Consider the following 26,691-nt stretch of genomic DNA (forward strand, 5'->3'; position numbering starts at 1 on the left):
ATCACTCGTTCTTGAGGTCGTCGGCGAGGCGGCGGGCTGCTTCGGTCTCGATGGGACCGCGTGGTTCGATCTCCTCGCCGGCGAGGCGGGCAGCCATGAGCCGGATTATGGCGACTTTGATCATCGCTTCGGCGTGCGCGGTCTTGCGCTCGTAGTCCCGTGCCAACCGTCTGCACCGTCCCAGCCAGGAGAATGTCCGCTCGACCACCCACCTGCGGGGCAGCACCTGGAAGCCTTTCACATCCACGTTGCGCGGCACCGCGACGATCTCCAGGCCTTCGTGCTCGGCCGCCCAGCCGACCAGGCCGGCATCGACCACGTTGACGTAGCCGCCGTCGACCCAGACCAGCCCGACCTGCGGAAACATGTCCCTGATGCCGGCGAGGACGAGCTTCGCGCCCGCCCGGTCCTGCACCGAGGCCGAGTGCACGACCGCCCGCAGCACAAGCCCGCAGGTGTCCACCAGCAGGTGCCGCTTGCGGCCCCGCACGCGCTTGCCCGCGTCGTAGCCGATCGCCTGACCGCCTTCGTGGCTGCGCGTCGACTGTGAATCCAGCACCGCCGCCGAGGGCTGCGGATCCCGTCCGTCGGCCACCCGGACCCGCTCCCGCAACACGGCTCGATCACCGCCCACTGGGCATCCGTCAACGACGAGTCATAGGACGGCTTGCACGCGCAGACACACATGGCGGTGATCTTCGCGGACACCCCGACCGCGAAGATCACCGCCAGCGCGTCACGGCACGCAGTTGATCAATTACCCAACACTTTCTCAGCCGGAGGCGGCCGCGCCGCCCCCGAGGTCGGCCCGCAGCGCCACCACGGCCCGGTCCGCCACATCGCCGCCGCCGATCAGCTCCACCTGCGCGGCCGGTTTCTCACCGGGAAGGTCCGCGACCTTCAAGTAGCCGATGCCGTGGCGGGTCAGGATCTCGCCGACCGCTGCGGCGTCGACACCCTCGGGTAGGTCCAGGCGCAGAATCTGTCGCCCGTGCTCGTCCCCCCGGTAGACGACCGTGGGCCATTCGTGCTCGCCACCATTCCCATTCGGACGTGGCATTTCCCGCTCCAATCACGGACAGTCACAGTTGGGAGATCACTGCCGCGAGGACGAGGGAGACCTCGGCCAGCAGCAAGAGGACGGCACACCGGTAGTACGCGGCCAGCTCTTTGATCTGTGCCTTGTTCTTCTTCAGAGTCTCCACCAGCTGCAGCACCAGCTCCCGGTCCACGGGAGGGTCGTTCGCCCCGCCCGACCGCGGGTCCAGCACACCGAGCACGCTGTGACCGAATGTGAAGGTCCTTGGCCAGAGCACCATCATGACGAAGAATCCCTGTACCAGTACGACACACAGCAAGGAGATGGCCGCCCAGAGCGGGAACTCGACCGCGCCGCCCGTCCCGACCAGGTGCACGGATGACGAGAACGTGACTACGAAGGCCGCGGTCGCGAAGATCCCGGTCGCCCTCGTACGAAGGTTCCCGACCGTGCGATCCTGGGCGGCGAACAGGTCCATGGCCACCTTGTAGGCCAGCTTCACCCGCTCCTGCTCGGCCGCCTCTTCGGCGGCCTTGTCCGCAGCAGCTTTGCCCGCCGCCACGTCCGGTTCCGTGGACTCCCGAGCGGCGTTCATCCTGCGCAGGCACCACAGCGCGTGCAGGCTCTTCATGACGCCCTCCTGGGATCGCTCCGCTCCACCCCGAGGTGCGCACTCGTACGTCCTTGGCCTCTGCCTTCACGATAGTCGCAGCTCAGCGGGGTGTCGACGCGCGGGCGCCCGGCCACGATATTGCGGCGACCAGCCGCTCGCGTACCGCAGCCTCGGACAGTAACGGATTGGCAGTTCCCCCGGGCCCGCGCGGCTGACTTGCCCCACATTGCACCCAGCCAGCGCCTGACCTCAGACGGGTATCACTGCCTGCTACCGGCGTTCCTGGTTGATCAGTTCGATGTAGCGACGGTACTGATCGTCGGCGGCTTGCCTGTTGCTGACGAGGGTGCCCTCTTCCATGCGGTAGGTGCGGTCGGGGTCGCCACGGAAGGAGAGCCAATTGAAGCTTGTGGCGATCCAGGTGTCGTCGAAGATGAGGATCTTCGCGTGAGTGGATTTCAGGCGGGCGACTGTGAGCTTGGCAGGGTAGCGGTGGGCTAGGTTCTCGAGCTTGCGGACGGCTGCAGGATCGGTCTTGGTGTCGTTGTCCTGGTAGCCGTAGGCGATGTGGACGGTGGTGCCGCGCTTGAGCCGATTCTCGAGCTTGGTGAGGAAATCGGTGGTAATGATGGCGTTCTTGATCCAGGGGGAGATGATCAGGATGCGTTGTCGAGCCTGGGTGAGGGCTTCGTCCAGCAGGTCGGGGTGCTCGAAAACGCTGATCGCGCGGACCTGATCGCGCCGTATTGCGGCTCCTCCAGTCTGGCTTTGATCATCCGATTGTTGGATACCGAGCTGGGCTGCTGCCTGGTCAGCACGTTGACGGGTGGCCTGCAGCAGGTCGATACGGGCGCACTCGAGGTCCGGGGCCAGCGCGGGGCGTTCGGGCGCGAGTTCGACCTGGATACCGAGGGCCCTGGCACCGCCGTGGTTCAGCAGAGCGATCTCGTGGGCATGGCTGAGCTCCCCGTCCACGACGACGCCGAGTTGGATGTCAGTGCGCTCCGGGTCTGCATAGACGAGAAGTTTGGCCGGCATGACGCGGCGGGCCTTGGCCTGGGTGATTCCGCGGACCAGCAGGACTTCGCGGTTGGTGGTCCCGCGTTCGCGCAGCAGCGCGTTGATGTCGGGGACTGGGATATCGCTGGTCTCCACGACCCCGGAATGGGGCGCGGGTAGCACGACGACGCCTTCTTCCTCGGCCTGGCGGTGGGGGATGATCGTGTGGCGGTCGTAGGGCTTGGCCTTACCGAGAAGCTGATCGTAGACGAGTGGCTGACCGACCTGCACGGGAGTGATGGCGGCCATGTCGTGGGCGGTCTGCTGACCGCGGGCTGTCAGGCGCAGCCTGTGGGCAGCCGACTCAGCACCGCTCCTGAGCCGGGGTGACGTGTAGGTGAGCAGGTCGTCGGAGAACTGCCGGGCGATGGTGTTGGTGACCATCCGCTGGGGCAAGCCGAGGATGCCGGCGATGGCTTCCTCGGTCTCGACGTTCTCGCCGACGAGGTGGAGGACGAATTCCTGGAGCAGGGGCAGTGGCTTGCGGTCCTGGGCGAGGATGTCGGCGGTGACCAGGGCAACGGGGATGCCGGCGTCGACGATGGCGACGAGCTCCAGTCCCTGGCGGTCGTTGTGGAAACGGATGTGCAGGAGGCTGTTCTCGCTAAAGGTAGGCATCGCGGACCTCGCACTCCTGCGGGTGGCTGGACATGTAGTCGAGGACATCGCGCAGCGCGCCGCGTTTGCTGCGGCAGAACGCCGCGTCCCCCACGACGATGAGGCCGAAGCGGGCGCGGGAGAGCGCAACGTTGATGCGTCGCCAGTACGGTTCGCCGAGGAAGCCGAAATCTGACCGGTCGTTGCTGCGGGTGACGGAGAAGACGGCCAGGTCACACTCTCGGCCCTGCACTGCGTCGACGGACAGCACCTCGACTGCCAGGTGCTTGAGCCGGACCTCAGCGAGTTGCCGATTTAGCTCTTCGACCTGTCGGCCGTACGGGGCGATGGCCAGGACGTCCAGCTTGCGGCCAGGCGGGGCCTTGATCAGCTGCCGGTCAATGGCCTTGTCGATTGTCTCCAAGCGCTTGACCGCGAGCTTGGCCTCGGTGCGGTTGAGATGCTCGTCTCGGTGCTGGTGCGCTCGAACTCGCGGCGGCTGGGGAGTTTGGTGGTGTCGAGCCACAGGACGGGCTTGTTGATCTGGTCGTAGCCCGGCAGCGTGTGGGGGTTGGGCGACAGGAGCTTACCGCCGTAGAAGCAGGTCGAGATCATGTTCCCGATGGCGGGGGTCATGCGGTACTGCTCACGCAGCAGGTGCTGGATGGGATGGGCAGTGTGGGTGGCCAGGTACTGGAACAGGGTGGTGGTTACCAGTTCGGGGATGAGCTGGTAGTCCGCCATGATCTTTTTATCGCGAAGGAGGTCCTCGTCGATGGGCGGCAGTTGGCGAGTGTCGCCGAGCAGTACCCACCGCTGAGACCGGGCGAGAGGTACAAGGGCCTCGGTCGCGGTGGCCTTGGATGCCTCATCGAAGATGCAGAGGTCGAACTCCAGGTCGCGTGCCGCCGGGTGTCCCAGGAAGCCGATCGCGGTTCCGCCGACGACCTGCCGTGTGCGCAGGAACTCGGCGAGTAGATCCTGGTCGGTACTGATGCGCTGCAGCCACTGTCCTTGCAGCCGCAGCAGTCGCATCAGATCCCGGCCGCTTCCGGTGTTCCCCAGGGGGTCGGTGGCGGAGGTGAGCAGGCCGCCCGCGTCGTACGTGTAGGCCGTTGTGTAGGCGGCGGCGTTGGCACCTCCGTGTTCCCGCGCGGGTCGGTCTTGCTCGTGAGTCGGGTGGCCGTGTCGTAGGTGAACGTCGTCTTCTCGCCGAGCGGCGTGGTGACCGATGTCCGGTTACCTGCGCCGTCGTACCCATATGTGGTGGTGGCCCCGCGAGGCGTGGTCACGGTGGCCAGGGCACCGAGCGGGGTGTAGGTGTAGCCGGTCTTTCCGCCGGCTGGGTCGGTGGTGCCGGTCAGCTGGTTCAGCGCGTTGTAGGCGTAGGTGGTGGTGCAGCCGAGGGCGTCCTTCTGCGCGGTGACGTTGTTGTTGCCGTCGTAGGTCCACGTCTGGATGGCGGACACCGGCGCCGGGGCCGTGCTGGTCAGCATATTGCCGTTGGCGTCGAACGTGAACGTCGAGGTGTTGCCGTTCGGATCGGTGAACGCCGTGCGGTTGAACGCGCTGTCGTAGGTGTAGCGGGTGGTCTTGCCATAGGGGTCGGACTGCCAGCTGATGATGCCGCCGGAGTAGGCGTGGGTCCAGATCCCGCCGTCCGGATGGGTCACATACGTGATGGAGTTGGCGGTGTCGTAGCTGAACGTCGTCGTGCCTCCGAGGGCGTCGACCTGGCTGGCGACCCGGCCGGAGCCGTCGTAGGTGTTGGCGGTCACGACGTGGCCGAGCGGGTCGGTGACAGTGCTGAGCCGGCCGTTCGCGTCGTAGCCGTAGACGGTGGTCTGGCCGCGCAGGTCACGGACACTGGTGAGCAGGTTGCCCGTGTACTGGTAGGCGACCGTGCGCTGCCCGGGCACGGTCATGCTGGTCAGCAGTCCGCCGGTGTAGGCGAGGCTGACAGTGCGGCCGGCGCCGTCGGTGATGCCGGTCAGTTGGCTGCCCGTGTACGTCATCGTGAGCCCGATACCGGCGGCATCCACCATCGCGGTGAGCCGGCCGGTCGAGTCGAACATCAGCTGATGCCGATCGGGCGTGGTCAGCTGGTAACCGGAGCCCTGCTTCTGCAGGCTCGAGTGGACGTAGGGGCGTGTGGCCTTCAGTGAGCCGTCGGCCTGGACCGCGTAGTCGACCTGCGAGCCGTCCTCGGCCCGGAAGGTGACCACCGACTGGCCCACGATGAGGGAAGCCGAGTACGGGAGCACCCAGCCCTTGCCGAGCACACCCGAGGCCGCCGATGTAGAGGAATAGCTGCGGGTCAGCCGGAACGGCTGCCCGGGGCCCGGGAGTTCGGCGTCCGTGACCGCCTCGCCGAAAGCACCTGTCGAGGTGTTGACTGGGTCGGCACAGTACCTGACCAGACTCAGTACGATCCCGGTGCTGGACGGCGAGTCCGGGCACGCCAGCGACACGTTGTCCGGCACACCGACAATCGGCACCGGCGGGGCAGCGATCGACGTCAGCTCGTCCGAGCTCCCGTCCGCGTACCCATAGCGGACCGTCAGGTAGTAGCCCACACCGCGCTGGATCGGAGCGCTGAGGGAGCACCACCCAGTGGCCTCGTACACCATCCACTGACTGGCACCCAGCAGAGCATTGTCGGACGCCCGGTGAAACGTGACCACGACATCCCCGCGGCTGTTCGCCCACAGTTCAGCCGGGAGATCCGGATTGAAATCCCAGGTCGCACACCACGACAGACCGGTGTTCCCACTCTGGGAGTTGTCGACGAATGTCCGAAGATTGGCGATATACGGATGACCCGCAGGCCAGCCCGCTACCACGCCCTCCACATCGTGGGCAGGCCTCGTCGGCGTAGGCCGGGCCTTGCCCAACGGCAAGGCCCGCAACTCCTCGCCCGAGAGGTCCCTGTAGCCTTCGGTCCCCGGACCCGCGATCCGCTGCGCGACCGGCGTCGGTGGCGGGCCAGCCGGCCCGTCCGTCTTGAGCTCGTGGGCCTGGCGCTGCTTCTGCTCGATCGTCCACGGGACCGGCGGGGCAGCAGCCTGCGGGGCTGCGCCGGCACGGGCGCCCGCGCCACTGCCTGGTTCCTTGCCCGGCTCGGCCCACGACGGCGGTGTCAGAACCAGTGAAACCAGGGCTAATAACAGAAACCCGAGTAATGACCTACGGAGGCTGTACCTCATATTTGGAGCGATCCCTTCGCGCGCAGATTGTGACGCCGCAAACAGCGCCGGGATGATCATGCGAGAGCGCGACTTGGATCGCGGGGCGATAGTCGGGGATCGACTGGAACTGGGCGGTGGATGGCTTAGTACTCCAGCAGGACTTCGACGTTTTGCCTGATCAGAAGGCTGCGCGGTGAGTGTAGTGGGTTGATGCCCGTCAGGGGCGGTCTTCCTGGGACCGCCCCTCGATCGTGTGCAGCCGTCGTTGGTAATGGCAGCGACGGGCGATGGCCTGGTGTCGTCGGCGCCAAGTGGACCAGTTCAAGGCGTGAACGCGGGGCGAGCACCGTGGCGGACACGAGCCGCGGGAACGGCCGCCTGCCAGGAGCCGCCGGATCTCTGCCACGGTGAGGTCGACCATGGTGCGTGAACCGTTTCTGCAGCCCCCTTTGATGCCGCGGCTGCGGCCATCGAGGCCAAGAACGCGTGGGCGAGCATGGCCAGCGTGATGTGTCACATCCAGCCGGTGTAGCGGCGGACCTCGTACTGGTCCAGGCCGCCCTCGTTCTTCGCGGCCTGGAAACACTCTTCGATCGCCCAGCGCATCCCGGCGATCCGCACCAACTGCTCCACAGTGGACTCAAGTTGTGCGTAGGCGAGGAAGTAGGCGATCTCGTCGGGCTTGGTCGGACTGCGGCGGGCCAGCGCCCATCGGCGGCGGACGAGAGTCTCGTCCTGGTAGTCGTACTCGGCCACGGCCGGCAGCCGGATGGCCGCCCAGTCGTAGATGCGTGGTCCCTTGGCGCCGTCCCCGCACGAGATCCGTTTCCAGGCCTCCGCCGGAGCCTGGGCGAACAGCCAGTCGATGCGTGGACATCCCACGCTGAACTGGGACTTGGGCACCGCCAGGACGTAGCCGACGCCGGACTGTTCGAGCAGGCGCCGGAAGCGACCCTCCTGTCCGTAGGCCGAATCCGCGGTGACCCAGGCGATCGGCAGCTCGGAGGCGAGCGCACGCAGCACGATGGCCTTGCCCAGGTCGCCCTTGGTATGGAAGTCCCGCTCGTCGGGGATCTTCGCCGCGCGGCAGCGGTCCCGGTCCTCGGTCCAGGACTTGGGCAGGTACAGCTCCCGGTCGACCAGGGCCCGGCCCTTAGCGGAGGCGTAGGCCGCGAAGACCCCGATCTGGCAGTTCTCGGTACGGCCGGCGGTGCCGGAGTACTGGCGCTGCACGCCCGCGGAGGTGATGCCCTTCTTGATGAAGCCGGTGTCGTCGAGGATCAGGACACCGTTGATCTCGCCGAGGCGTTCGGCGACGTAGTGCTGGAGCTCGTCGCGGATCTCGTCCGCGTCCCAGCGGGAACCTGCAAGCAGGTGCTGCAGCCCGTCAGGGGTGGCATGACCTGCGTATTCGGCCAGCTGCCAGCCGTTCTTGCGACCGACCGGGCCGAGTAGGCCGCGAACGTAGTCGCGCATTCGGCGACGTGGCTCCACGCGGCCGAAACGGTGGCCGACACGGAGGAAGAGGTCGTCGAGTTCGCGGTCCCAGCTCTCGGCTGCAGGCTCGTTGATCACAACGGGACGCTGCCCCCGTCGCTGCCATTACCAACGCCGGCTGCACACCATCGAGGGGCGGTCCCAGGAAGACCGCCCCTGACGGGCATCAACCCACTACACTCACCGCGCAGCCTTCTGATCAGGCAAAACGTCGAAGTCCTGCTGGAGTACTAGAAGGGTTTTGATTGGTTGTGACTGACATTGACCGCCCGCCGCCCCCGACTTCGAAGTCCGCACGGTTCAGGCGCTGGGGTTCCCTGCCAACTCGGGAGGCGACCGCCAGAGAGCAGATGTCCGCTTTCAAGGGGAAATCCCCCTTGTGCTGGGCGATGCGGACGCCGGGAAAAAGGAGGGCGGGACCGGGCCAATGTCAGCCCTGCCCCGCCCACCCACATTCTGGCTGTCCGGGATTCATCCCGAGCGGTTTTCTCCCTCGTCAGACGAAAGGTTCATGAGTTCGCCCGCTAGGGAGTCCCAGTCGGTGGTAGAAAGCGGTGCCGGTTCTACTCCGGGTCCCAGGACCTCACGTTCGCCGTTCATATGTCCCCTGACCCATTTGATGCAGGTGGGCCTGTCGCCGGTCCCTGTCCGGTAGAACTCTTCGAGAACCTTTCTAAGCTCGGAGAGGGGGAGCGCGCTTGCCGGCTCCATGAACACGGGATGGTGGGGATCGGACAGGATCCTCGGATCGACTTCGGGAGGATTTGGGTTGTCAGAGATCCAGGTGTAGGAGTATATTCCGCCCTGCTTTGGATAGTTCGTGCCGGCCTGCCAGATCACCCCTCCGTATCCAGTTGACGGATTCATTGAAATCTTGAGGGCGTTGCTTGCGTAGCTGCCCTCTTCGCGGCGCTGGTCATCGATTGAGAGCCATGCACTGTCGCCGAATTCCAGGCCCTCCAGCACCCTGGTGATCAACTGTTCCGCATCACCTTCACTTTCCCCGTAGAATTGCTCATCGCCAATTAGGACGGTAAGAATCATTTTAGTCCTCCAGGGAACCCTTTCCTTCGATCAGTCGGGAGGTCATCCTACCGGTTGCCGTATCCTTCATCCAAACCCTGAGAGTACTTCCGTCAGGAAGGATGTGCTGCACGGATTCGACACAGTTGGTCGTACCCTTGCAGATTCCTTCTGTGTTATTGATGACGACGTTCAGGTTCAGTTTTTGCGCGCCGTTCTTCATGGAATTCCGCATCATCCATGCGAGCCCAGTCTCAACGTGCGCAGAGGTGTCGAACGACGTACCCGCAGGTTTTCCGAACTTCTTGGCCAAATAGGCGCTGATTTCCGGCGACCATTTGGTGTAGCCGCTTTCCAGGCTGGTCGAAAGCTTCTCGATGCCGTTCTTGCCGATGTAGAACGCCTGCCCCATGGTTTTGTCACCCTTGACCCATGCGGGCAGTTCGTCGAAGAGGGTCTTGGGGTCGAGGCAGTTGTGGGTGAGCAGTGGTGTGTCGCCGGCGAGCACGTGGAAGGTGTGCAGGTCGGCGACGGCCAGGTTGTAGGCAGGGGCAAGCGCGGTCCAGTGCCGCAGGGAGGCGACCTGTGCAGAGGCGCCGGTGTCGGTGCGCAGGGTGTCGCCGGGCTTGATGTCGGCGGCGTCGGTCCACTGGCCGGTGTTCTGCAGCCAGAAGGGGTGGTGGTCGGTGGCGGTAACGGATGCCTTGGTGCCGTCGGCCGCGGTGACGGTCAGTTCGGTGTAGCTGCTGTCGTCTGGGGTGTAGATCGTGTCCGCTACCGTGCGCGGTCCGGATTCACCGGTGGTTGGGTCGGCTGATGAGACCTGGTCGCCTGGCCGGATGGCCTCAATGGGGCGGGCGGTGCCGTCTGCCATGAGGACTCGGGTGCCGGCGGGGAAGCTGTTGAGGCACGAGGGCAGGCCCGGCTTCGTCTTGGGCTTCTTGGCCCAGGGCCACTTGCTCTGGGCCCAGTCCGCGAGGTCCCCGGCGACTCCGTCGAGCTTCTTACCCCATTTGATGCCAAGGCTGATGTAGCCGACGCCGGGGATCATGTTGACGCAGGTCAGGACGGTGTTGAAGCCGTCCGCGTTTTTGTAGCCGCCGAAGTACTCGGCGGCGGTCCAGACACAGTTGGTGCCGTCGGCGAGGACGTCACCAACGATGGGGAACATGCCCGCCACGTCGAGGGCATTGTGGCCGACGGAGGAGAAGGTGTCGTACCAGCTGCCGCCGTCCGCGGTTCCGCCGTCCTGGGGCATGTTGATGAGGAAGTTCAGCATCGCCTGCTGCTGGTTGTCCCGCTGCGCCTGCTCCTGCTGTGCTGCGTAGGCGGCCTCCTTGAGGGCGTTCTCGGCGGTGGCGCGGGCTGCGTCGCGGCTCTGTCCGGCGTTCTCGGCGGACTTACGGGCTTCGGCCACGGCGGCGTAGGCGGTGTTCGCGGAGGTGCGGGCCGCATTGGCGCTGGCCTGCGCCGAAATCGAGGACAACTGGGCGGAGCGGGCGCTCTGCTCCGCGCGGGCTTGGGCGGCCCGTGCGGTCTTGGCCGATTGGGCAGCCTGGTTGGCCGAGGTCTGCGCGCGGTCTGCGGAGGACTTGGCCTGTTGTGCATACGAGGCGGCCTGCTGGGCGGAGGCGGCGGCCTGCTGCGCGTAGCTTTGGGCCTGGTCGTTGGCTCCGGCGGCGGTGGCGGCGGCCGCCTCCGCGGTGGAGGCGTTCTGCTGGGCAAGGGCGGCGACCTGGTTGGCGCCGGCGATGGCATTCTCGATGGACGTGACGTGGGTGCGGGTGAGTTCGTCCTTGGCCCGCGCCCGGTACTGACCGGTCTGGAGGAAGTCGGTGATGGCGGGCAGCGGGCTCGCGTCGGCCATGCGGGCGGCGATCTTGAGTTCCTCGCCGTCGGCCTCTATCAGCTGTGAGACGGTGAGCCTGTCGTCGCTCTCTCTGGCCGTGTACTGGCCCTGGTTGAGGAAGTCTGTGAGGGATTCGACGGTATTAGTTTCCATGGCGGCGAAGGCGGCCTGTTTGACCTTGGTTCCGCCGCTCTCAGCGAGCTGCGAGACCCTTAGCCGGTACTGGCTGAACGCTGCCTGGTGCTGCCCAATGGCCAGGAACGCGGCGACCTGGGCACCGTCGCCGGCCAGAGCGGCGGTGGCGGCGGTGCGCACGCTCTCGTAGGGGCTGTCCTGCGCGATGTAGCGGGCCTGGGTGCGGTCGTCCTGCTCAGTGGCGGTCTTCCAGCCAGTCGTGACGTAGTCAACAACGGCCTCGTCGTTGCCGGTGAGCGCGTACTCGGCGGCGGCTTTACTCCAGGGGCCGCGCACCTTCAATGCGGTGAGAGCCATCTTGCGCCCGGCGGAGACGACCGTGAGCGGGTCGGTGCCGGGCTGTGAAACCTGTTGCGCCAGGCGCACGGACTCCTGGTCCAGACGAAGGGCCTCGGCTTTGGCGTTGTCGGCGGCGCGCTGGCTCTGCTTGTAGGCGACGTCGAGGTCCTGAGCGCGGGCGAGGCCTGCGTTCAGTCGGGCGGTGCGCTCCTCGGCCTCGCTGGCGAGGGCGGCCTGGTGGATCTGGCCAGCCGTGGCGACGGCGTTCGTGGCCGCGTCAGCGGCCTGGCGGGCGCTCTTGGCGTGGGCGTCGGCCTGCTGGGCGGCGTTGGCGGCCTCGCCAGCGTTGGCCGCGGAGTTGCGGGCCGATTCGGCGGCGCGCGCGGCGCGGGTGGAGGCTGACTCGGCGGCCTGGCGGGCCTGGTCGGCGTAGGCAGCCGACTGGCGGGCGAGCGCGGCGGCGGCGGTGGCGGAGCGAGCGGCCTCGGTGGCGTCGCGGCGAGCCGAGGCGGCGGCCTGCTTGGCCCTGCCGGAGGATGCCCCGGCCTGGTCGGCGTATGCTCCGGCCTGGTCGGCCGCAGCGGCGGTGGCATCGACGTTGGCCTTCGCGGAGGCGGCTGCCTCGGCGGCGAACGCGGCCTGGATGGCGGCCTTGCTGGCCCGGTCGGCAGCCTTGGCCGCGTAGCCGGCGAGCATGGCCGCGTTCTCGGCGCCCTTGGCGGCGTCCTCGTCGACCTTCGCCGCCGCGGCGGAGTTCAGCGCGCGGGTGGTCGCCTGGGCGGCGCCGATCGCGGCGGCCGCGGCCTGAGAGGCGGCGGCGGAGGCGACCTTGGCCGAGTTGTTGGCCCTCACCGCGGCGGCGGTGGCGGCCTTGGCGGCCTCGCCGGCGCGTTTGCCGGCCTCGGCGGCGCGGTCTGCCGCGGCCGCGGCTCGCGCGGCGTCGCCCTGCGCGAGTCGCGTCTCCTCGGCGGCCTTGTCGGCGGCTTCCTTAGCCAGCGCGGCGGCGGCCACGGCCCGCTGGGAGGCGTCGACGGCGGCGTCCTTCTCGCGCACCGCCTGGTCGCCTGCGGCCTCGGCCTGCTTGACCAGTTCCTCGACGGAGGCGTGCTCCTGGTCGCGGGCACGGGTGATGTGCTGACCGACCTGCAGGAAGTCGCGGACGTCGTCCAGGTTGCCTTCGTAGGCAAGCAGCGCAGCCTGGCGGGTGGCGGGGCCGCCGCTCTCCGCGATCTGGGAGACCCGCAGACGGTCGTCGCTCTCGCCGAGGACGTACTGCTCCTCGTTGAGGAAGGCCCGGATCTCGGCGACCGGCCTGCCGGTCAGAGCGATGGCTGCGGCTTTCGTGCGGGGGCCGGCGGTCTCGGCGATCTGGGAAACCAGAAGTCGCTGGTCCTGCTCGAGCGGGACCTTCCAGCCCTCCTTGACGAACGTCTCGACGCTCTGGTCGTTGCCAGCGAGAGCGCTCTGGGCCGCGGCGCGAAGCTGCGGACCCGCCTCGGTGAGGATCTGCAGTGCGGCCTGGCGGCTGTCCTTGAATCCGGCACGGGCGAGCTCACCGCCCGGGTCGGTGGCCGTGCCGAGGAACAGCCGTACCTGGTCGTCTCCGCCGATCAGGGCGATCTCGGCGGCCGCTTTGACGGACGGTCCGCCGTCCTTCCATTCCTGCAGGACCCGTCCCCGGTCGGTCAGCTGAGGCCCGGTCGGCGGCTGTGTCGCATCCGCCGCCACCGGCGTCGCGGTGACCATAGACGCCAGCAGGGCAACGGGCAGCACGGAGCGGCCGAACAACCGAATGCCGGACCCCCTCCCCCCGGCCCTGGATTTACCTATTCGAAAAAGCACGACAACCCCTTCCGGTTATCGGAAAAGTGAACAACAAAGGGCAGCCTCCCTGATCCAGGGAACCGCTGATCAGTACCGCCAAAGTGGACAGAACGTCATAAAAGCTATGGTCAAAGGACTGGTATTTCTACGTAAATACCTGTTCGACGACGCAGAGATCGTACATTATTATGCGTCAGCTGCCAGTCATTCAAGAGTGCTTATGAGCGGCTTCCCGCACCCTCTGGTGAGAGGGACGGCACCCGACCGATCCGGACCAAACCGAAGGAAACCCCATGACGTCCCGTGCACACGCGCGCGGCCTATTCGCGGCCGCGGCTGCCCTCGTTCTCGCCGGCGTGACCGGCTGGACCGTGGCACCGACCGCCTCCGCCGACACCACGCCAGCCCCCGCGGCGGCCCCCGCCACGGTAGAGACCTTCTCCTACCCCGACGCCCAGCGGATCCTCGCCGAGCGCGGTATCACCCTCACCCGCGGCGACGGCGGCATCACCCTGACCGACTGCGCCGACGGCAACTATCAGATCAAGCTCGGCGCCATCACCCCGGACAAGACCGATGGCGACGTCGTCTGCTTCAAGGCCCCCGGCGCCAGCGGCTACCTGGCCCTGTCCATCCCGGACGCCTACCGCATACACACCTACGACCGCTCGATCAGGGCCAGCCTGTCCACCAACCAGCAGCCCGTCGAGACCGTCGACGTCGCCGCCAACACCTCCAAGGGCATCGGCCAGTCGATCGACCCCAACGCCCCCGCAGTCGTCCTCGAACTGCGCGTCACCGGCAGCAGCACTGCCCTGCCCACCCCACAACCCACCGACACCAAACTCGCCTTCGCCGCCAAGCTGAACATCGGCAACGGCAAGCGCGCCTGCACCGCCACCCTCGTCGACCGCAGCTGGCTGCTGACCGCAGCCAGCTGCTTCACCGACACCCCCGACAACCTGTCCACCGTCACCGCCGGCGCCCCCAAGGACAAGACCACTGCCACCATCGGGCGCACTGATCTCACCAACACCACCGCCGGCGCCGTCATCGACGTCGTTGAACTCGTCCCCCACCAGGACCGCGACCTGGTGATGGCCCGCCTCGCCACCCCCGTCGACGGCATTAATCCCGCTGTTCTCTCCACTGCTGCGCCCACTGCTGGCGAGAGCCTGCGCGCTCTCGGCTTCGGCCGCACCGTCACGGACTGGGTGCCCACCAAGCTCCACACCAACACTCACATCGCTGGCGTCATCACCACCACCGGCGTCGACACCACCCCCGCCGCTGGCCAGGCACCAATCTGCCAAGGCGACGCCGGCGCTCCCGTGATCCGTGAGGTCAACGGCAAGTCCGAGCTCGTCGCCGTCTCCTCCCGTTCCTGGCAGGGCGGCTGCCTGGGAGCCCCGGTGGCCGAGACCCGCACCGACGCCTTCAACTCCCGCGTCGACAACATCGCGAGCTGGGTCCAGCAAACCCGAGCGAAGTCCCTGGGTTGGAAGACCCAGGCCCTGGTCCGCAGCGACGACAACCTGTACTTCGCGACCCGCCTGTACGACGGTTCCTGGACGCCGTACGAGGACGTCCAGGCCGCGGCCGGCAACATCGGCGGCGTGCGTGCCGTCGCCACCGCCGGGATCAACACGTCCACCCACATCATCGCGCTTGGCGGCGACGGGCACCTGCACTACGCGATCCGCAACCTGGACGGCACCTGGGCGCAGCGCTTCGTCGATCTCAACATCGCGCTCAACGACCTCGGTAACATCACGCAGGTCTCCATCTCCCCGATCGGTGACAATCTGCACGTGGTCGTGGTCGCCGACGACTTCCTCTTCCACACCGTCCGTAACGGTGCCGGGCAGTGGAGTGGGTTCGGTGTGGTGACCGATGCTGCCGGCCCGCTGAAGGGCATCACGTCCATCTCGGCCGCCGGGGCCGCCGGCGGTGACCTGCACATCGCCGCCGTGTCGGGTGGGAAGATCTACCACACTCTGCGCAACGCTGCGGGGAGCTGGGGTGCGTGGGGCTCGGTCGCCGACGCCGCCGGGGCCACCGCGCCCGTGACCGCCGTGGCCATCTCCCGCCAGAGTCTCGATCTCAATCTCGCCTTCATCGCCAGTGACGGCCAGTACCACACCCTGCGCTGGGCCAATGGAAGCTGGCAGCCCGTCGCCTCTCTTGGCGGCGTCATCGGGAACGTCATCGGCACCAGCATCAGCGCCGCTCCCTTCGACACCGACGCCCAGTTCGCCATTGCCACCACCGACAACAAGGTCCTGCTCACCGCCCGCCACGCCGACGGCACCTGGGCCGCCCCCGAGACCCTCAACCTCACCTCCATCCCCGGAAACCACACCGGAACCATGATCACCAGCAGCCTCTGATCACCACACGGTCAAGTAAGGCTCCGGTGGGCAGGGCCCTGGTTCTGCCCACCGGAGCCCTGACGTCCCGCATTGACGGGGTGACTCCATACTGGCTCATCGGGCAAGTACGACCTGAAGCTTGGTGTCCTCGCAGCCGGCAGCGATCCGGTGCAGCGCGTCAGCTTCCCGTTGATCAATGCTCAAACCCCAGCGGGTCTTCACGACAACCCAGTCGCTGACATATGTGCACGCAAAGTCCCCTACCGGGGGCATCCAGTCCGCAGGGTCCTTGTCGGATTTCGAGCGGTTCGTCTTGGCGGAGACGGCGAGCAGCGCCCGGGGGTCGCGAAGGTCGTTGCCGTACCGCTCACGTTCCTTCGGACTCCAGCCTTGGCGGTCAGCCATCCAGTGTGGAGCGCGGCGGTGCTCCGGGCGCCCCTTGTTCACTACGGTCGGCGGGCGGTGCTGTCGGTTCCGACTGCCATAGAGGTGACGCACCGCCATCTCGCGATCACTGAAACTCGGTGTGGAGGGCAGCAGGATGTCGTTGGAGGCCAAGCCCGCGTTCCGCGTAATTCGGGGGGTCTGGAGTTCCTGCCGGGTTGAAGGTGCAGGTCAGTGGGTTGGTGGCTGGTGACGTAGTCGGATTCGCCTAGAGACGCGATTTTGCGGATTCGCCTGCGCCGACCTGGAGTTGGTCCGTAGGGTCTGGAGTCGTGTACGTGAAGACGACGAAGCGGGAGAACAAGTCCGGCACGGTCCGGTACCTGCACCTGGCCCACAACGAGTGGGATCCGGTGAAGGGCCGGGCGGTCCCGAAGGTCCTGTTCACGTTCGGCCGTGAGGACGACCTCGACCGGGACGCGGTCAAGCGCCTGGTCGCGTCTCTATCGAGGCTGCTGGAGCCGGGTGAGGCACTGGCGTCGACGGCGGCGGGTGACCTGGAGTTCGTCTCGTCGGTCCCGTTCGGCGGCACCTACGTCCTCGACCAATTCTGGCGGCGGCTGAGGATCGACAGGATCGTCGGGCAGGTCGGGCAGCCCAAACGGGGCCGGCGCCGGGACATGTCGGTGACCGAGCGGGTGCTGTTCTCCCTGGTCGCGAACCGGGCCCTGGCGCCGTCGTCGAAGCTGGCCGCCGCGGACTGGGTCACGCACGACGTGCACGTCGAGGGCCTGCCGGCCACCGACGACGACGCCTGCTACCGGGCGATGGACTGGCTCCACGAGGTGACCGACGACCTGGAGAAGCGGGTGTTCGACGAGGTCGCGAACCTCCTCAACCTCGAGGTCGACCTGCTGTTCTTCGACACCACCAGCACCTACTTCGAGCTGGAGGAGGCTGACGAACCCGTTGCCCGCGACGCCAAGGGCCGCCTCCTGACGGATGACGGCCCAACCGCCGAAGAGGACGGCGAGTCCGCGGAGCAGGCCGGGTTCCGCACCTTCGGCAAATCGAAGGACTCCCGCGACGACCTGCCGCAGATCGTGATCGGGATGGCCGTCACCAGGGACGGGATCCCGGTCCGCGTCTGGTCCTGGCCCGGCAACACCGGTGACCAGAAGCTGATCCGGCAGGTCAAGGACGACATGCGGGACTGGACCCTGAGCAAGATCGTGTGGGTCACCGACCGGGGATTCTCCAGCGAACGCAACCGCCGCTACCTCCGCCAGGGCGACCACGCCTACATCGTCGGCGAGAAACTCCGCTCCGGCAGCCCGGAGGTGAAGGCCGCCCTGTCCCGCCAGGGCCGCTACAGCGAGATCGCCGGGAACATGCGGGTCAAGGAGGTGCGGATCTCCGACACCGAACGGTTCGTGATCTGCCACAACCCCGAAGCCGCCACCCGTGACCAGCACATACGCGAACAGCTCGTCTCCCAGCTCACGACCCTGATCGAAGGCACCGACAAGCTCAGCGACTTCAAGCGTGGCGAACTCCGCGGCAAGCTCGCCGACAAGCCCGGCCTCAACCGCTACCTCCGCACCACCCCGGCCGGCAAGCTCCGCATCGACACCGCGAAGATCAAGGCCGAGGAGAACCTCGACGGCAAGTACCTGCTGCGATGCTCCGACCCGCAGTTGTCGGCCGAGGACATCGCCCTCGGCTACAAGCAACTCCTTGAAGTCGAGCGGGGCTGGCGGGACATGAAACAGATCATCGACCTGCGGCCCGTCTATCACCGGCTCGAGGAGCGCATACGCGCACACGTCGTCCTCTGCTGGCTCGCCCTGCTGCTGATCCGCATCATCGAGACCACCACCGACGCGACCTGGACGACCGTCCGCCGCGAGCTCGACCGGCTCCACCTTGGCACGTTCACCGGCCCTACCGGCCTGTTCCGACAGGTCACCACCCTCACCAAGCCCCAGGCCGACCTCCTGGCCAAGCTCGGCATCCCCGCACCGAAGCAGATCATCGCCCTCGAACCCGCACCCCGCTGACCAGCACAAACACCAGCGCCTAGAGAAACGACTCTCAGGCGCCCTCACCTATGTCCGCGCAGGTCACACCCCAGATCCGCAACTCTAGGCCGCTGAATTACGCGGAACGCAGGCCAAGGCCGCGTTCCCGGGCGGACGGTCCCGCGTACGCGGAGGTCTCGGGTCCACAACGATCCCGAATCACCCGACCTACGCCGAGCTTCCAGCGCGTTCGAGCTGCCGTACTCGGGATTCGAGTTCGGTGGGTAGGTACCAGCCTTCGATGGCGGGTGTCATGTAGAGACGGGCCTTGAGGCCAAGGAGGAGCTGGCGGCGGTACTCCTGGTCGGCTTGGGTCCAGGCGTCGGCGAAGGTCTGGCCGGTCTCGACCTCGACCCAGGCGGAGGGGCGTTGTGGAAGGGCTGCGAGGCGGCGTCGTTCGTCGACCAGGGTCTCGAGGGCTTCGGAGTACTCGTCGTCGCCGCCGGGGTAGTCGAACAGATTGCGGCGCTTCTCCTCGCGCAAGTCCTTCATGGCCGCCGTGACGTGGTTGAGCTGCTCGGTGTGGTCCTCGCCGGGGATGAACCTGCGCACGGTCATCGCCAGCCCGGCCAAGCGCTCCACCAGGGCGGTGATCGCGTTGGTGACGCGCTCGCCCTTGATGGACTGGCCCTTGCAGGCGGGTTTGCCGGCCGTCTTCGCGCAGCGGTAGTACTCGTAGATCTTGCCGTTCTTCGCGAGGTTCACCTGCCGGTAGAACCGGTCGCCGCAGCGGTCGCAGTGCGGCACGCCCAGCCAGGGTGAAGCGCCGTTCGAGCGCTCCTTCGTGACCGAGCGCTCGTCCATCGCCGCCTGGACCGCGGCCCACTCCTCCTCCGTGAACAGAGGCTTGGCCATCCGGATCGGCAGGCCCTTCGCGTCCCGGGCGATCTTGCGCGCCTTCACGGACCGGCCGGTCAGCTTCAAACCCATCGTCGCCGGCGAGCGCAAGATCTTCCCCACGCTGCTGGGGTTCCAGTGGTTCGACGGAGCAGTCTTGCGCTTGCTCGTGTAGGTGTCGCCCTGGTTCTTGTACGCGTGGGTGGCCGGAGTGTCGAAGCCAGCTGCCTCCAGGGCCGTGGCGATCATCCACTGACTCTGCCCCTCCAACAGCAGCTTGCCCATGTACCGCACGGCCTCCGAGGTCACCGGGTCCGGCTCGAGTGTGCGGCCGCCGCCGGGCCGGTCCACGATCCGGTAGCCGTACGGCGGCTGCCCGCCGGCCCACCGGTCGGTCTTTCGCAGGTGCTTGTGCGCGGCGGTGACGCGGGCCTTGATCCGCTTGAGTTCCATCTCCGCGAAGATCGAGGCGAGCATCAGGAAGGTGTTGGCCAGCTCGTTCCCGAACGACGACTCCCGACCCTGCCGGTAGTCCAGGGTGATCCCGTCGTCGGTGAAGACCAGGACTTTGTGGTTCTCCTCCGCCCAGTGGGCGACGTCCGCGCAGTCCTTCGCGGACCTGAACGCCCGGTCGACCTTCGCCCATACCATCGCGTCCCACTCGCCCTGGCGCTCGGTGAGCCACGGACCAAGGTCGGGACGCTTCCACGGCGTGATCTGGGCCGAGACGTCCAGGTCCTCGAACGACCCGACGATCTCCCACTCCTTCGAGACCGCGTGCCGCGTCGCCGACTCCGCCTGCACCAGATGCGAGACCTTGCCCTCATCCCCGTGCGTGTCCGAGACACGCGAACCAACGACCGCCCGAACCGGCGCCAAAGCCGTCACAATGCCCATGGGCCTCCCCCTACCGCCAAGGCCAGCAGGCACCCTCGAACAGGGCACTCTCGAACGGGTGGACCTTTTACAAAAGGCGTCGTTCCGCTGGCGCATCGACCTCCAGGTCGCCACCCCCGCCCTCGCCGCCAAGGCCGTCGAGGCCTACGTCGAACGCGCCGCCACCCACGCCGAACGCTGGTCCGACCACGCCCCCGTCACCGTGGTGTTCGACGTGGACAACTGACGTGTGCTCCAACTCCCGATGCACGCGGGTTCGAGCTCTACTACGACCTGTAGGAGTGCCCCTGACCTGCGGAATCGCAGGTTGATCTCTCACCGTTTCCGCAGGTCAGGCAAGGCTCTGACCTGCGGAAACGGGTGGGCCGTGACTCGAAAGACGCCAGTTCTCGGCGGTGACGTGCGCGACCGGTCGGCCGGAGCGGACACGCTCGGCCAGGAGCCGCCCGCGTGCACGGCCGGCCGGGCGTTGCGGTCGGACACGAAGACCTCCGTGTGCGGTGTGGAGCCTGGGCACCTCGACCGCACCGGAGGTCTTCGTCATGGTCGCGCGCGACCACCGTCGGCAACGCTCGTGATCAACACGCCTAGCGAGGTCCTGCTGTGGCACCAGTCAGCACACAGCCCGGGCGTGTCAGCTTCAATCGCGAGCCCTCGGTGAGGCAGGCGGCGATCTGATGGACCTGCTGGCCGTAGCTGCGACCCTGCACCGCGGTCACGGATCCGTCCCGGCCGACCTCGCAGGGGTTGTTGTCGGTGCACTGCTCGCCGTCGCGGTTGTGGGTGTTGTTGACGCCCACGACGGTCTCCCCGTCGGGCGCCAGCAGTGCACTGCCGGAGTAGCCGGGCCTGCTCACGCAGTTGTCGTTGGTTGCGTAGCGCACCGCGTGGTCCTGTTGATAGCCGTCCTCCCGCAGGTGTGGCACCACGGCCTCCACCGTGCACGACGGACGGCTGGACTTGTAGGCCATGGACAGCTGGTCACCGCTGCGCATCGGGGTGGTGGACAACCGGAAGACCTTCGCGCCCTCCGCGGCCAACTGTGCGTAGGTCTTGTCCAGCCGGTACAGCGCGATGTCGGTGCCCGACATCGTCGCGTATACCAGCCGGGTCGCGCGGGCGGTGGTCCGGGTGTAGCCGGCGGAGTCGTTGATGGTGACCGGGCCGTTCAGATCGGCGGGCCGGTCCACCAGCGCCGTCCCCGGCGCGGGCCGACCGCTCGGCACGCAGTGGCCGTTGGTCAGCACCAACGCTGGGTCCTTGGGGCGCGCGGTGGGCGGACGCACCACGGACCCCACGCAGTCACCCACCGTGGCCACGCCCTCCACGTTCGGGATCGGGTCGAACGGCGGCACATCGGTTCCGGTCACGATGCCGTTGATCCAGGCGAGGTTCTTCGCGACATCGGTGTACAGGGTGGGAAAGTTGGCGTTCCTGATGCCGCCGCCGATGACCGTTCCCGCGAGCGCCCACTCGTTGCCCGCACGAACCAGGGCAGGCCCTCCGGAGTCGGTCGTCCCCGGCCCGACAGGAGGATCGACGCGGCCGACACACAACGGCGCGGTGGCGTCGATGTCGTCCCAGCAGTCCTGGAGCGGCACGATCTCGGTGTCGGCCTCGCGCAGTCTGCTGGGAAAGCACGTGGGGTCGTCGAAGCTGTCGCAGGTGTCCGAAGCCTGGCCCCAGCCGAGTATGCGGACGGGCGTCCCCACGGCGGGCGTGGTCTCCAAGAGCCGTACGGGCTTGGCCCGCACCGGCTTGCGCAGGTGCAGCAACGCGATGTCCTGGCCCGGGGGGTCGAACTTCAGTAGACGCCGGTAGAACGTGTCGACCTCGGCGACTTCGCCGCCGTTGGTGACGTCCAGTGACCCGACGCGGACCTTCCAGCCGCGGGGAACGCCCGCCTTCAAGCCCGTCGGGGTGTTGGCGCAGTGCCCCGCGGTCACCGCCCACTGCGGGGCGATGAGCACGGCCCCGCACCGGTGTCCGTCCGGGCGGGGAGAGTCGTACTGGAGCGAGACCATGAACGAATACGGCTGGGTGGACTCGGTACCTCCCATGATGGCCTGCGCCGGTAAGGCGGTGACCAGGCTCATGATCGCCACAGCCCCGGTCGTCAGGACGGCGGCCGTCCTTCGGCTCATCCACTTGCGCATGTGTGACTCCCGTTCGAGCGCCGCCTGACATGAGGCCGGGCGGCATGTACGGAGGAACAGCACCGGGCCGTTCCGCATGGCCACGATCTTGACCGCAGGGAGTATCCGGAGGACTTCACCCGTGCTTCAGGCACACCACCGCAACCGCTCAAACGTGTTTCAGCGAGGGTCGGCCAAGCAGGGCATCTGATCAACTTCTCGGCAGAGATGCCTGTTTCGAGCGACTCCGCCGCCCGCGCGGTGCCCCGGTGGACGGGCATGCGGCCCTCCCGGCGCAGGGCCGGCCCGAGTACGGGGATCCGCCACAGAAACCGGCGGGGCCAGGGCGACCGATTCGATGGCCGAGCCGGTGCGGCGCGGCCATCGAATCGGTCGCCTGAGAAGGCTTGTGGAGAGTTCCGGTTCGGCAGGCGGGGGCGGATGGTCCGCCGCGCGATCGACTGATCCACCACGAGACGTGGCTCCTCAGGGCCACCGCATCTGTTCCCACCGTTCACCCGGCGAAGCTATGCGGTCACAGCACTAGGTGGGGAGGTCGAGGGTGGCGACGGCTCCGCCGCCGGGGGCATTCGCGAAGGTCAGACGGGCGTTGAGGACCGCGGCCTGGCCGGTGGCGATGGTGAGGCCCAGGCCGTGTCCTTGGCCGCGTTCGGCGACCCCGGTGCGGAAGCGCTGCGGCCCGTCGGCGAGGAGGGCGTCGGGGAAGCCCGCTCCGTGATCGCGTACGGTGATCCGGCTGCCGGTGACGGTGACCTCGACGGGGGCGGTGCCGTGCCGGTGGGCGTTGGCGACGAGATTGGTGATGATCCGCTCCACGCGGCGCGGGTCGGTGCGGACGGTGGCGGGTGTCGTCAGCCGGAGCCGGACACTGCCGTCGGCCTTCCTGCTCACCTCCTCGATGAGATCGCCGAGAGGTACCTCGTCGAGGCGGGCGCTCTCGGCGCCGGCGTCGAGACGGGAGACCTCCAGCAGGTCCTCCACCAGGCCGCGCAGGGCGCGGACCTGCGTGCGCACAAGGTCGGTGGCCTCATCGTCCTCGGGCAGCAGTCCGGCGGCGGTGACCAGGCCCATCAGCGGGGTGCGGAGTTCGTGCGCGACGTCGGCGGTGAAGCGCTTCTCCGCCGCGAGCCGCTCTTGCAGCGTCGCGGCCATCTCGTCCACGGCCGCGGACATCTCGGTGATCTCGTCGCGGGCGCGGCCCCGGCGGCCGATGCGGGCGTCGAGATCACCGTCCGCGATCCGGCGGGCGGTCCGGGATGTGTGGCGCAGGCGCCGGTTCATCCGCTCGGCGGCCAGCGCGGTGACGGGAACGACGACGGCGAGGGCCGCGAGGGCGGCCTTGACGATGCTGCGGTCCAGCAGTTGGAGGCTGCGCACGGTGGCGCTCAGGTCGGTGCGGACGGTGAGCACCTGGTTGTCGCCGACGGCGACGGCCGCCCACATCCAGTACCAGTTCGGCGCTTTGACGTCGTACCACAGGGCGTACTCCCCCGGGACCGTCGAGTCCTGGACTGCTTGGGCCAATGGTGCGGGCAAGGTGGTCCTGGGCTGGAGGGAGGCGTAGTCGGGGCGGCGGCCGGTTCGGGAGAACTCCTGCTCGGCGGAGCCCAGCCGGGCGATCGCCAGGTCGCGCCCCATCCGGTCGCCCCGCTCCGCGGTCGCCTGGTGAACGAGCACGCCGATCACCACGGCGATAGCACCACAGGCGAGCGCGACCAGGGCGGTGATCTTCCAGCGAAGGGAGCGCGGGTCCAACAGGCGCGGGCCGACGCGTCGTGCGGCCATCGCGTCAGCTCCGCACGAACTTGTAGCCGAAGCCCCGGATGGTTTCGATGCGCTCGGCGCCGATCTTCTTGCGCAACCGCACCACGCACAGGTCGACGACCCGGGTGTCGCCCTCCCAGCCGTAGTCCCACACGTCGCGCAGCAGACGGCGGCGGTCCAGGACCGTGCCGGGGTTCTCCGCGAAGACCAGCAACAGGCGTAGCTCGGTGGGCGTGAGGGGGACGGTCCGGCTGTCCAGGCACACGTCCAGACCACGCAGGTCGATGGTGAGGCCGCCGAAGGAGAGCAGGTCCGGCTCTTGTCCGGCGGAGTGCGAGGGCCGGCTGTGGGATTCGCCGGGCGCGGTTCGTTCCTCCGGGGCGGGCCGCGCGGCCGGTTGCTCGTGGAAGGCGGCGCGGCGTAGCAGGGAGCGGATGCGGGCGACGAGGACGGGGATGTCGACGGGTTTGATCACGTAGTCGTCGGCGCCGGCCTCGAGGCCGGCCACGACGTCGAGGGCGTCGCCCCGGGCGGACATCATCAGGATGGGGGTGAGGGTGTGTTCGCGGACGCGCCGGCACAGGCTGATGCCGTCGAGGCCGGGCAGCATCACGTCCAGGATCAGGACGTCATGGGCGCCGGTCCGGATGGCGTCCAGGCCGTCGAGCCCGTCCCCGGTGACGTCGACCTGGTAGCCGTAGCGTTCGAGGGCCAGTTGGACGGAGCGGCGGATGACCGCGTCGTCCTCGACGAGCAGCACGTTGACCGTGTCGGGTACTCGGGTGGCGGACAAGAGCTCTCCGATGTCGTCGCCTGGGGGGTGGGGGAACTCATTCCAGCACGTCGGCGGCCGGTCGCGGCTTCCGGGGGCGTGGTGTGCGGGTCACCGCGTTGGGTGGGTGCGGACGTGCGGGGCGGTCACAGTCGCAGGGACGCCGCGACCGGGAGGTGGTCGCTGCCGGTGTCGGGCAGGGTCCACGCGGAGCGCGCGGTGATGCCCTTCAGCAGGATCTGGTCGATGCGCACCACCGGGAACGACGCGGGCCAGGTGAAGCCGAAGCCGTCGCCGGCTTCCTGCTGGGCCGAGCGCAGCGGCCCGGTGAGCGTCCGCAGTGCGGAGTCGTCGAAGGAGCCGTTGAGGTCACCCACGACGACGATCCTCGCGAGCGGCTCGCTTCGGACAGCGGCAGCGAGCTTGGCGGCCGCGTCGTTGCGGTCGATGGTGGTGAATCCCGCATCCAGGCGTACCCGCACCGAGGCCAGGTGTGCTGTGTAGAGGGCGATGGGGCCCTTGGGTGTTTGGACGGTGGCTCGGATGGCCCGGGTCCAGGGCATGATCTCCACCGGCTCCACCGACTGCAACGGGTACTTGCTCCACAACCCGATGCCGCCGCGTACCTGGGAGTAGGGGTAGGTGGCGGCCAGCTCGCGCCGGAAGGTCTCCTGAGCGCGGCTCGCCAGTTCCTCCACCGCCACGACGTCGGCTCCCGAGCCGGCCAGGGCGCGCGCCGTCCGGGCGGGGTCGGGGTTGTCCTCGTTGACGTTGTGGCTGACGATCGTGAAGTCGCCGCCGTCCGCGCGCTTGTCGAGTACGGCCGGGACGAACAGGACGCTCCAGACGAGGGCGGGCAGCAGTACGGCCGCCGCGGCCAGGGCGGAGCGCCGCAGTGCCGCCAGGAGGAACAGCACGACGATGCCCAGGACCGACCAGGGCAGGACGGTCTGCCAGAGGCTGGCGAGGTTGACCGAGCCGTTCGGCAGCCAGGGGTTCAGCGTCATCAGGGCGGCGAGCACAGCGGCGGACCCCGCGATCAGCCGCCCGCGCCGCCCGGCGTCCCGGAGGGTTGGACGACGGGGAAGACGGTGGCGAACCGTCCGGCGGTGCGGGCCGTCGCCGTCGCCCGACTCGTGGGCCTGTGCTGCGACGACCGTTGCCGGGGCCGTGCCGGTGCGCCCGCTCACGCCCACTCCCGCCGGCCGCCGTCGAGCGCCGGGAGGACACCGGGCAGTTTCTGCCGCAGGGCGGCCACGAGCCGGCCGCTGCTCTCCAGAGCCGCCCGCATGCCGTCCGCGGGAGCGGCGCCGGCCCGCTGACCGAGCACGACACCGTAGACGAGCCGGCGCCCCGAGCCGCTCTCGGCGTCGGCGACTTCCAGGGCCCACATCAGGTTTCCGCCCGCCGAGGTGGTCGAACCGGTCTTCAGACCCACTACCCCGGGCAGGTCGAGCAGCCTGTTGGTGTTGCGTAGTGGCACGGCCCGGCCCGGCAGCGTGGTGTCGCGCAGGGCCACGGTCGCCCGCAGCGCCGGCTCCTTCATCGCCTCGCGGGCCAGCTTGAGCTGGTCTGCGGCGGTGGACACGGTCGTGGCCTCCAAGCCGCTGGCCCCGGTGTAGGTGGTGCCGGTCATCCCCAGCCGGGCGGCCTCCGCGTTCATTCGGGACACGAACGCCTCCTCGCTGCCCGCGTCCCACCGGGCGAGCAGCCGGGCCACGTTGTTGGCGGAGGGCAGCAGCATCACCTCCAGCAGTTTGCGCTGGGTCAGGCGCTGTCCGGCCGTGACGGGAGCGGTCGACTCGTCCGCCGAACCCGCCTCGGCGGCGGCCTGCGAGTCGACGGTGATCGTCGGCCCGTCCTCGCCGTCCTTGAGCGGATGGTCCCGCAGAACCACGTACGCCGTCATCACCTTGGTCACGCTCGCGATCGGCACCGGCTGCCGGCCGCCTTGGACGCCGAGCACCCCGACCTTCGCCGCCGCGACGGCCGACTGCCCCTCCTGCGGCCAGGGGAGACCCAGCGCCGCGATCGCCTCCGGAACCGGCAGCACCAGCGCCCCGCCGGCCCGGATGCCGCTGCCCACGGCCGCGTCGCCGCCCTGCCGGGCAGCCAGCGCGCCACCACCGGCCCCGGCCCCGGCGAGCAGGACAACGGCCAGGGCCCACAGCGCCCCCCTACGGACCGGAGCAAGCCGACCGGGCGAGTAACGCCGCTCCCGGTTCCGGTCTCGGTCTCGGTCTCGGTCTTCGGATGGTGTGGGAA

General features: G+C 68.2%; 18 protein-coding genes and 2 pseudogenes. 3 read left to right on the top strand and 17 right to left on the bottom strand.

From position 1 onward, the window contains the following. Position 1: 1 nt before the first annotated feature. The 10 genes and pseudogenes from ACZ5GH_RS02860 to ACZ5GH_RS02905 all read right to left on the bottom strand — a co-directional run bounded on the left by ACZ5GH_RS02860 (position 2) and on the right by ACZ5GH_RS02905 (position 13,085). Positions 2-595, bottom strand: coding sequence for an IS5 family transposase (locus tag ACZ5GH_RS02860; protein ID WP_464333308.1), 594 nt, complete (start codon positions 593-595; stop codon positions 2-4). A gap of 177 nt (positions 596-772) precedes the next feature. After that, positions 773-1,072: a hypothetical protein gene (locus ACZ5GH_RS02865; RefSeq protein ID WP_464333309.1), complete on the bottom strand. Its 300-nt coding sequence runs from the start codon at positions 1,070-1,072 to the stop codon at positions 773-775. A gap of 10 nt (positions 1,073-1,082) precedes the next feature. Then, complete coding sequence (locus tag ACZ5GH_RS02870) at positions 1,083-1,670, bottom strand: hypothetical protein (protein WP_464333310.1); 588 nt, start codon at positions 1,668-1,670, stop codon at positions 1,083-1,085. A 252-nt stretch (positions 1,671-1,922) separates the two neighbouring features. Beyond that, complete coding sequence (locus tag ACZ5GH_RS02875) at positions 1,923-3,329, bottom strand: phospholipase D-like domain-containing protein (RefSeq protein WP_464333311.1); 1,407 nt, start codon at positions 3,327-3,329, stop codon at positions 1,923-1,925. Next, positions 3,316-3,732 (bottom strand): AAA domain-containing protein, encoded by a 417-nt coding sequence (locus ACZ5GH_RS02880; RefSeq protein ID WP_464333312.1) that lies wholly within the window; start codon positions 3,730-3,732, stop codon positions 3,316-3,318. Before ACZ5GH_RS02880 ends, ACZ5GH_RS02875 begins: the two co-directional genes overlap by 14 nt. Continuing rightward, entirely contained in the window at positions 3,696-4,343 is a 648-nt protein-coding gene (locus tag ACZ5GH_RS02885; protein WP_464333313.1) for an AAA domain-containing protein, read from the bottom strand. The genes ACZ5GH_RS02880 and ACZ5GH_RS02885 overlap by 37 nt, the downstream gene beginning before the upstream one ends. Beyond that, a complete protein-coding gene (locus ACZ5GH_RS02890) occupies positions 4,343-6,514 on the bottom strand; it encodes a DUF6531 domain-containing protein (protein WP_464333314.1) in 2,172 nt (723 codons plus the stop codon). The genes ACZ5GH_RS02885 and ACZ5GH_RS02890 overlap by 1 nt, the downstream gene beginning before the upstream one ends. Before the next feature lie 303 nt (positions 6,515-6,817). Continuing rightward, a pseudogene (locus tag ACZ5GH_RS02895) lies at positions 6,818-8,071 on the bottom strand (IS701 family transposase). 393 nt (positions 8,072-8,464) lie between these two features. After that, positions 8,465-9,037, bottom strand: a complete 573-nt coding sequence (locus ACZ5GH_RS02900) for an Imm1 family immunity protein (protein WP_387747665.1) — start codon at positions 9,035-9,037, stop codon at positions 8,465-8,467. Between the two features lies 1 nt (position 9,038). Continuing rightward, positions 9,039-13,085 carry a polymorphic toxin-type HINT domain-containing protein gene (locus tag ACZ5GH_RS02905; RefSeq protein WP_464333315.1) on the bottom strand — a complete coding sequence of 1,349 codons (4,047 nt, stop codon included), beginning with the start codon at positions 13,083-13,085 and terminating at the stop codon, positions 9,039-9,041. 371 nt (positions 13,086-13,456) lie between these two features. On the opposite strand from ACZ5GH_RS02905, the gene ACZ5GH_RS02910 reads away from it, so the two are divergent. After that, the gene (locus ACZ5GH_RS02910; RefSeq protein ID WP_464333316.1) at positions 13,457-15,553 is read left to right on the top strand and encodes a trypsin-like serine protease; all 2,097 of its coding nucleotides are present in this window, start codon (positions 13,457-13,459) and stop codon (positions 15,551-15,553) included. Positions 15,554-15,649: 96 nt separating this feature from the next. Here ACZ5GH_RS02910 and ACZ5GH_RS02915 read toward each other — a convergent pair whose 3' ends face one another. Continuing rightward, positions 15,650-16,093 carry an HNH endonuclease family protein gene (locus ACZ5GH_RS02915; protein ID WP_387747659.1) on the bottom strand — a complete coding sequence of 148 codons (444 nt, stop codon included), beginning with the start codon at positions 16,091-16,093 and terminating at the stop codon, positions 15,650-15,652. A 158-nt stretch (positions 16,094-16,251) separates the two neighbouring features. Here ACZ5GH_RS02915 and ACZ5GH_RS02920 point away from each other — a divergent pair, with 158 nt between their 5' ends. After that, on the top strand, positions 16,252-17,979 hold the full coding sequence (locus ACZ5GH_RS02920) for an IS1634 family transposase (protein ID WP_464333317.1): 1,728 nt from the start codon (positions 16,252-16,254) through the stop codon (positions 17,977-17,979). 189 nt (positions 17,980-18,168) lie between these two features. On the opposite strand, the gene ACZ5GH_RS02925 is transcribed toward ACZ5GH_RS02920, so the two are convergent. Further along, positions 18,169-19,734 carry a recombinase family protein gene (locus ACZ5GH_RS02925; RefSeq protein ID WP_464333318.1) on the bottom strand — a complete coding sequence of 522 codons (1,566 nt, stop codon included), beginning with the start codon at positions 19,732-19,734 and terminating at the stop codon, positions 18,169-18,171. Between the two features lie 88 nt (positions 19,735-19,822). Here ACZ5GH_RS02925 and ACZ5GH_RS02930 point away from each other — a divergent pair. After that, positions 19,823-19,960: pseudogene (locus ACZ5GH_RS02930) on the top strand (exodeoxyribonuclease III); the annotation flags it as partial. A gap of 361 nt (positions 19,961-20,321) precedes the next feature. Here ACZ5GH_RS02930 and ACZ5GH_RS02935 read toward each other — a convergent pair. The 5 genes from ACZ5GH_RS02935 to ACZ5GH_RS02955 all read right to left on the bottom strand — a co-directional run bounded on the left by ACZ5GH_RS02935 (position 20,322) and on the right by ACZ5GH_RS02955 (position 26,512). Next, on the bottom strand, positions 20,322-21,890 hold the full coding sequence (locus ACZ5GH_RS02935) for a trypsin-like serine protease (protein WP_464333319.1): 1,569 nt from the start codon (positions 21,888-21,890) through the stop codon (positions 20,322-20,324). Between the two features lie 522 nt (positions 21,891-22,412). Further along, positions 22,413-23,675: a sensor histidine kinase gene (locus ACZ5GH_RS02940; protein WP_387747653.1), complete on the bottom strand. Its 1,263-nt coding sequence runs from the start codon at positions 23,673-23,675 to the stop codon at positions 22,413-22,415. Positions 23,676-23,679: 4 nt separating this feature from the next. After that, the gene (locus ACZ5GH_RS02945; RefSeq protein WP_464333320.1) at positions 23,680-24,447 is read right to left on the bottom strand and encodes a response regulator transcription factor; all 768 of its coding nucleotides are present in this window, start codon (positions 24,445-24,447) and stop codon (positions 23,680-23,682) included. 125 nt (positions 24,448-24,572) lie between these two features. After that, positions 24,573-25,433, bottom strand: coding sequence for an endonuclease/exonuclease/phosphatase family protein (locus ACZ5GH_RS02950; RefSeq protein ID WP_464333321.1), 861 nt, complete (start codon positions 25,431-25,433; stop codon positions 24,573-24,575). 179 nt (positions 25,434-25,612) lie between these two features. Then, positions 25,613-26,512, bottom strand: coding sequence for a D-alanyl-D-alanine carboxypeptidase family protein (locus ACZ5GH_RS02955; RefSeq protein WP_464333322.1), 900 nt, complete (start codon positions 26,510-26,512; stop codon positions 25,613-25,615). Between the last annotated feature and the right edge of the window lie 179 nt (positions 26,513-26,691).

Source organism: Kitasatospora sp. Xyl93, from assembly GCF_055383135.1.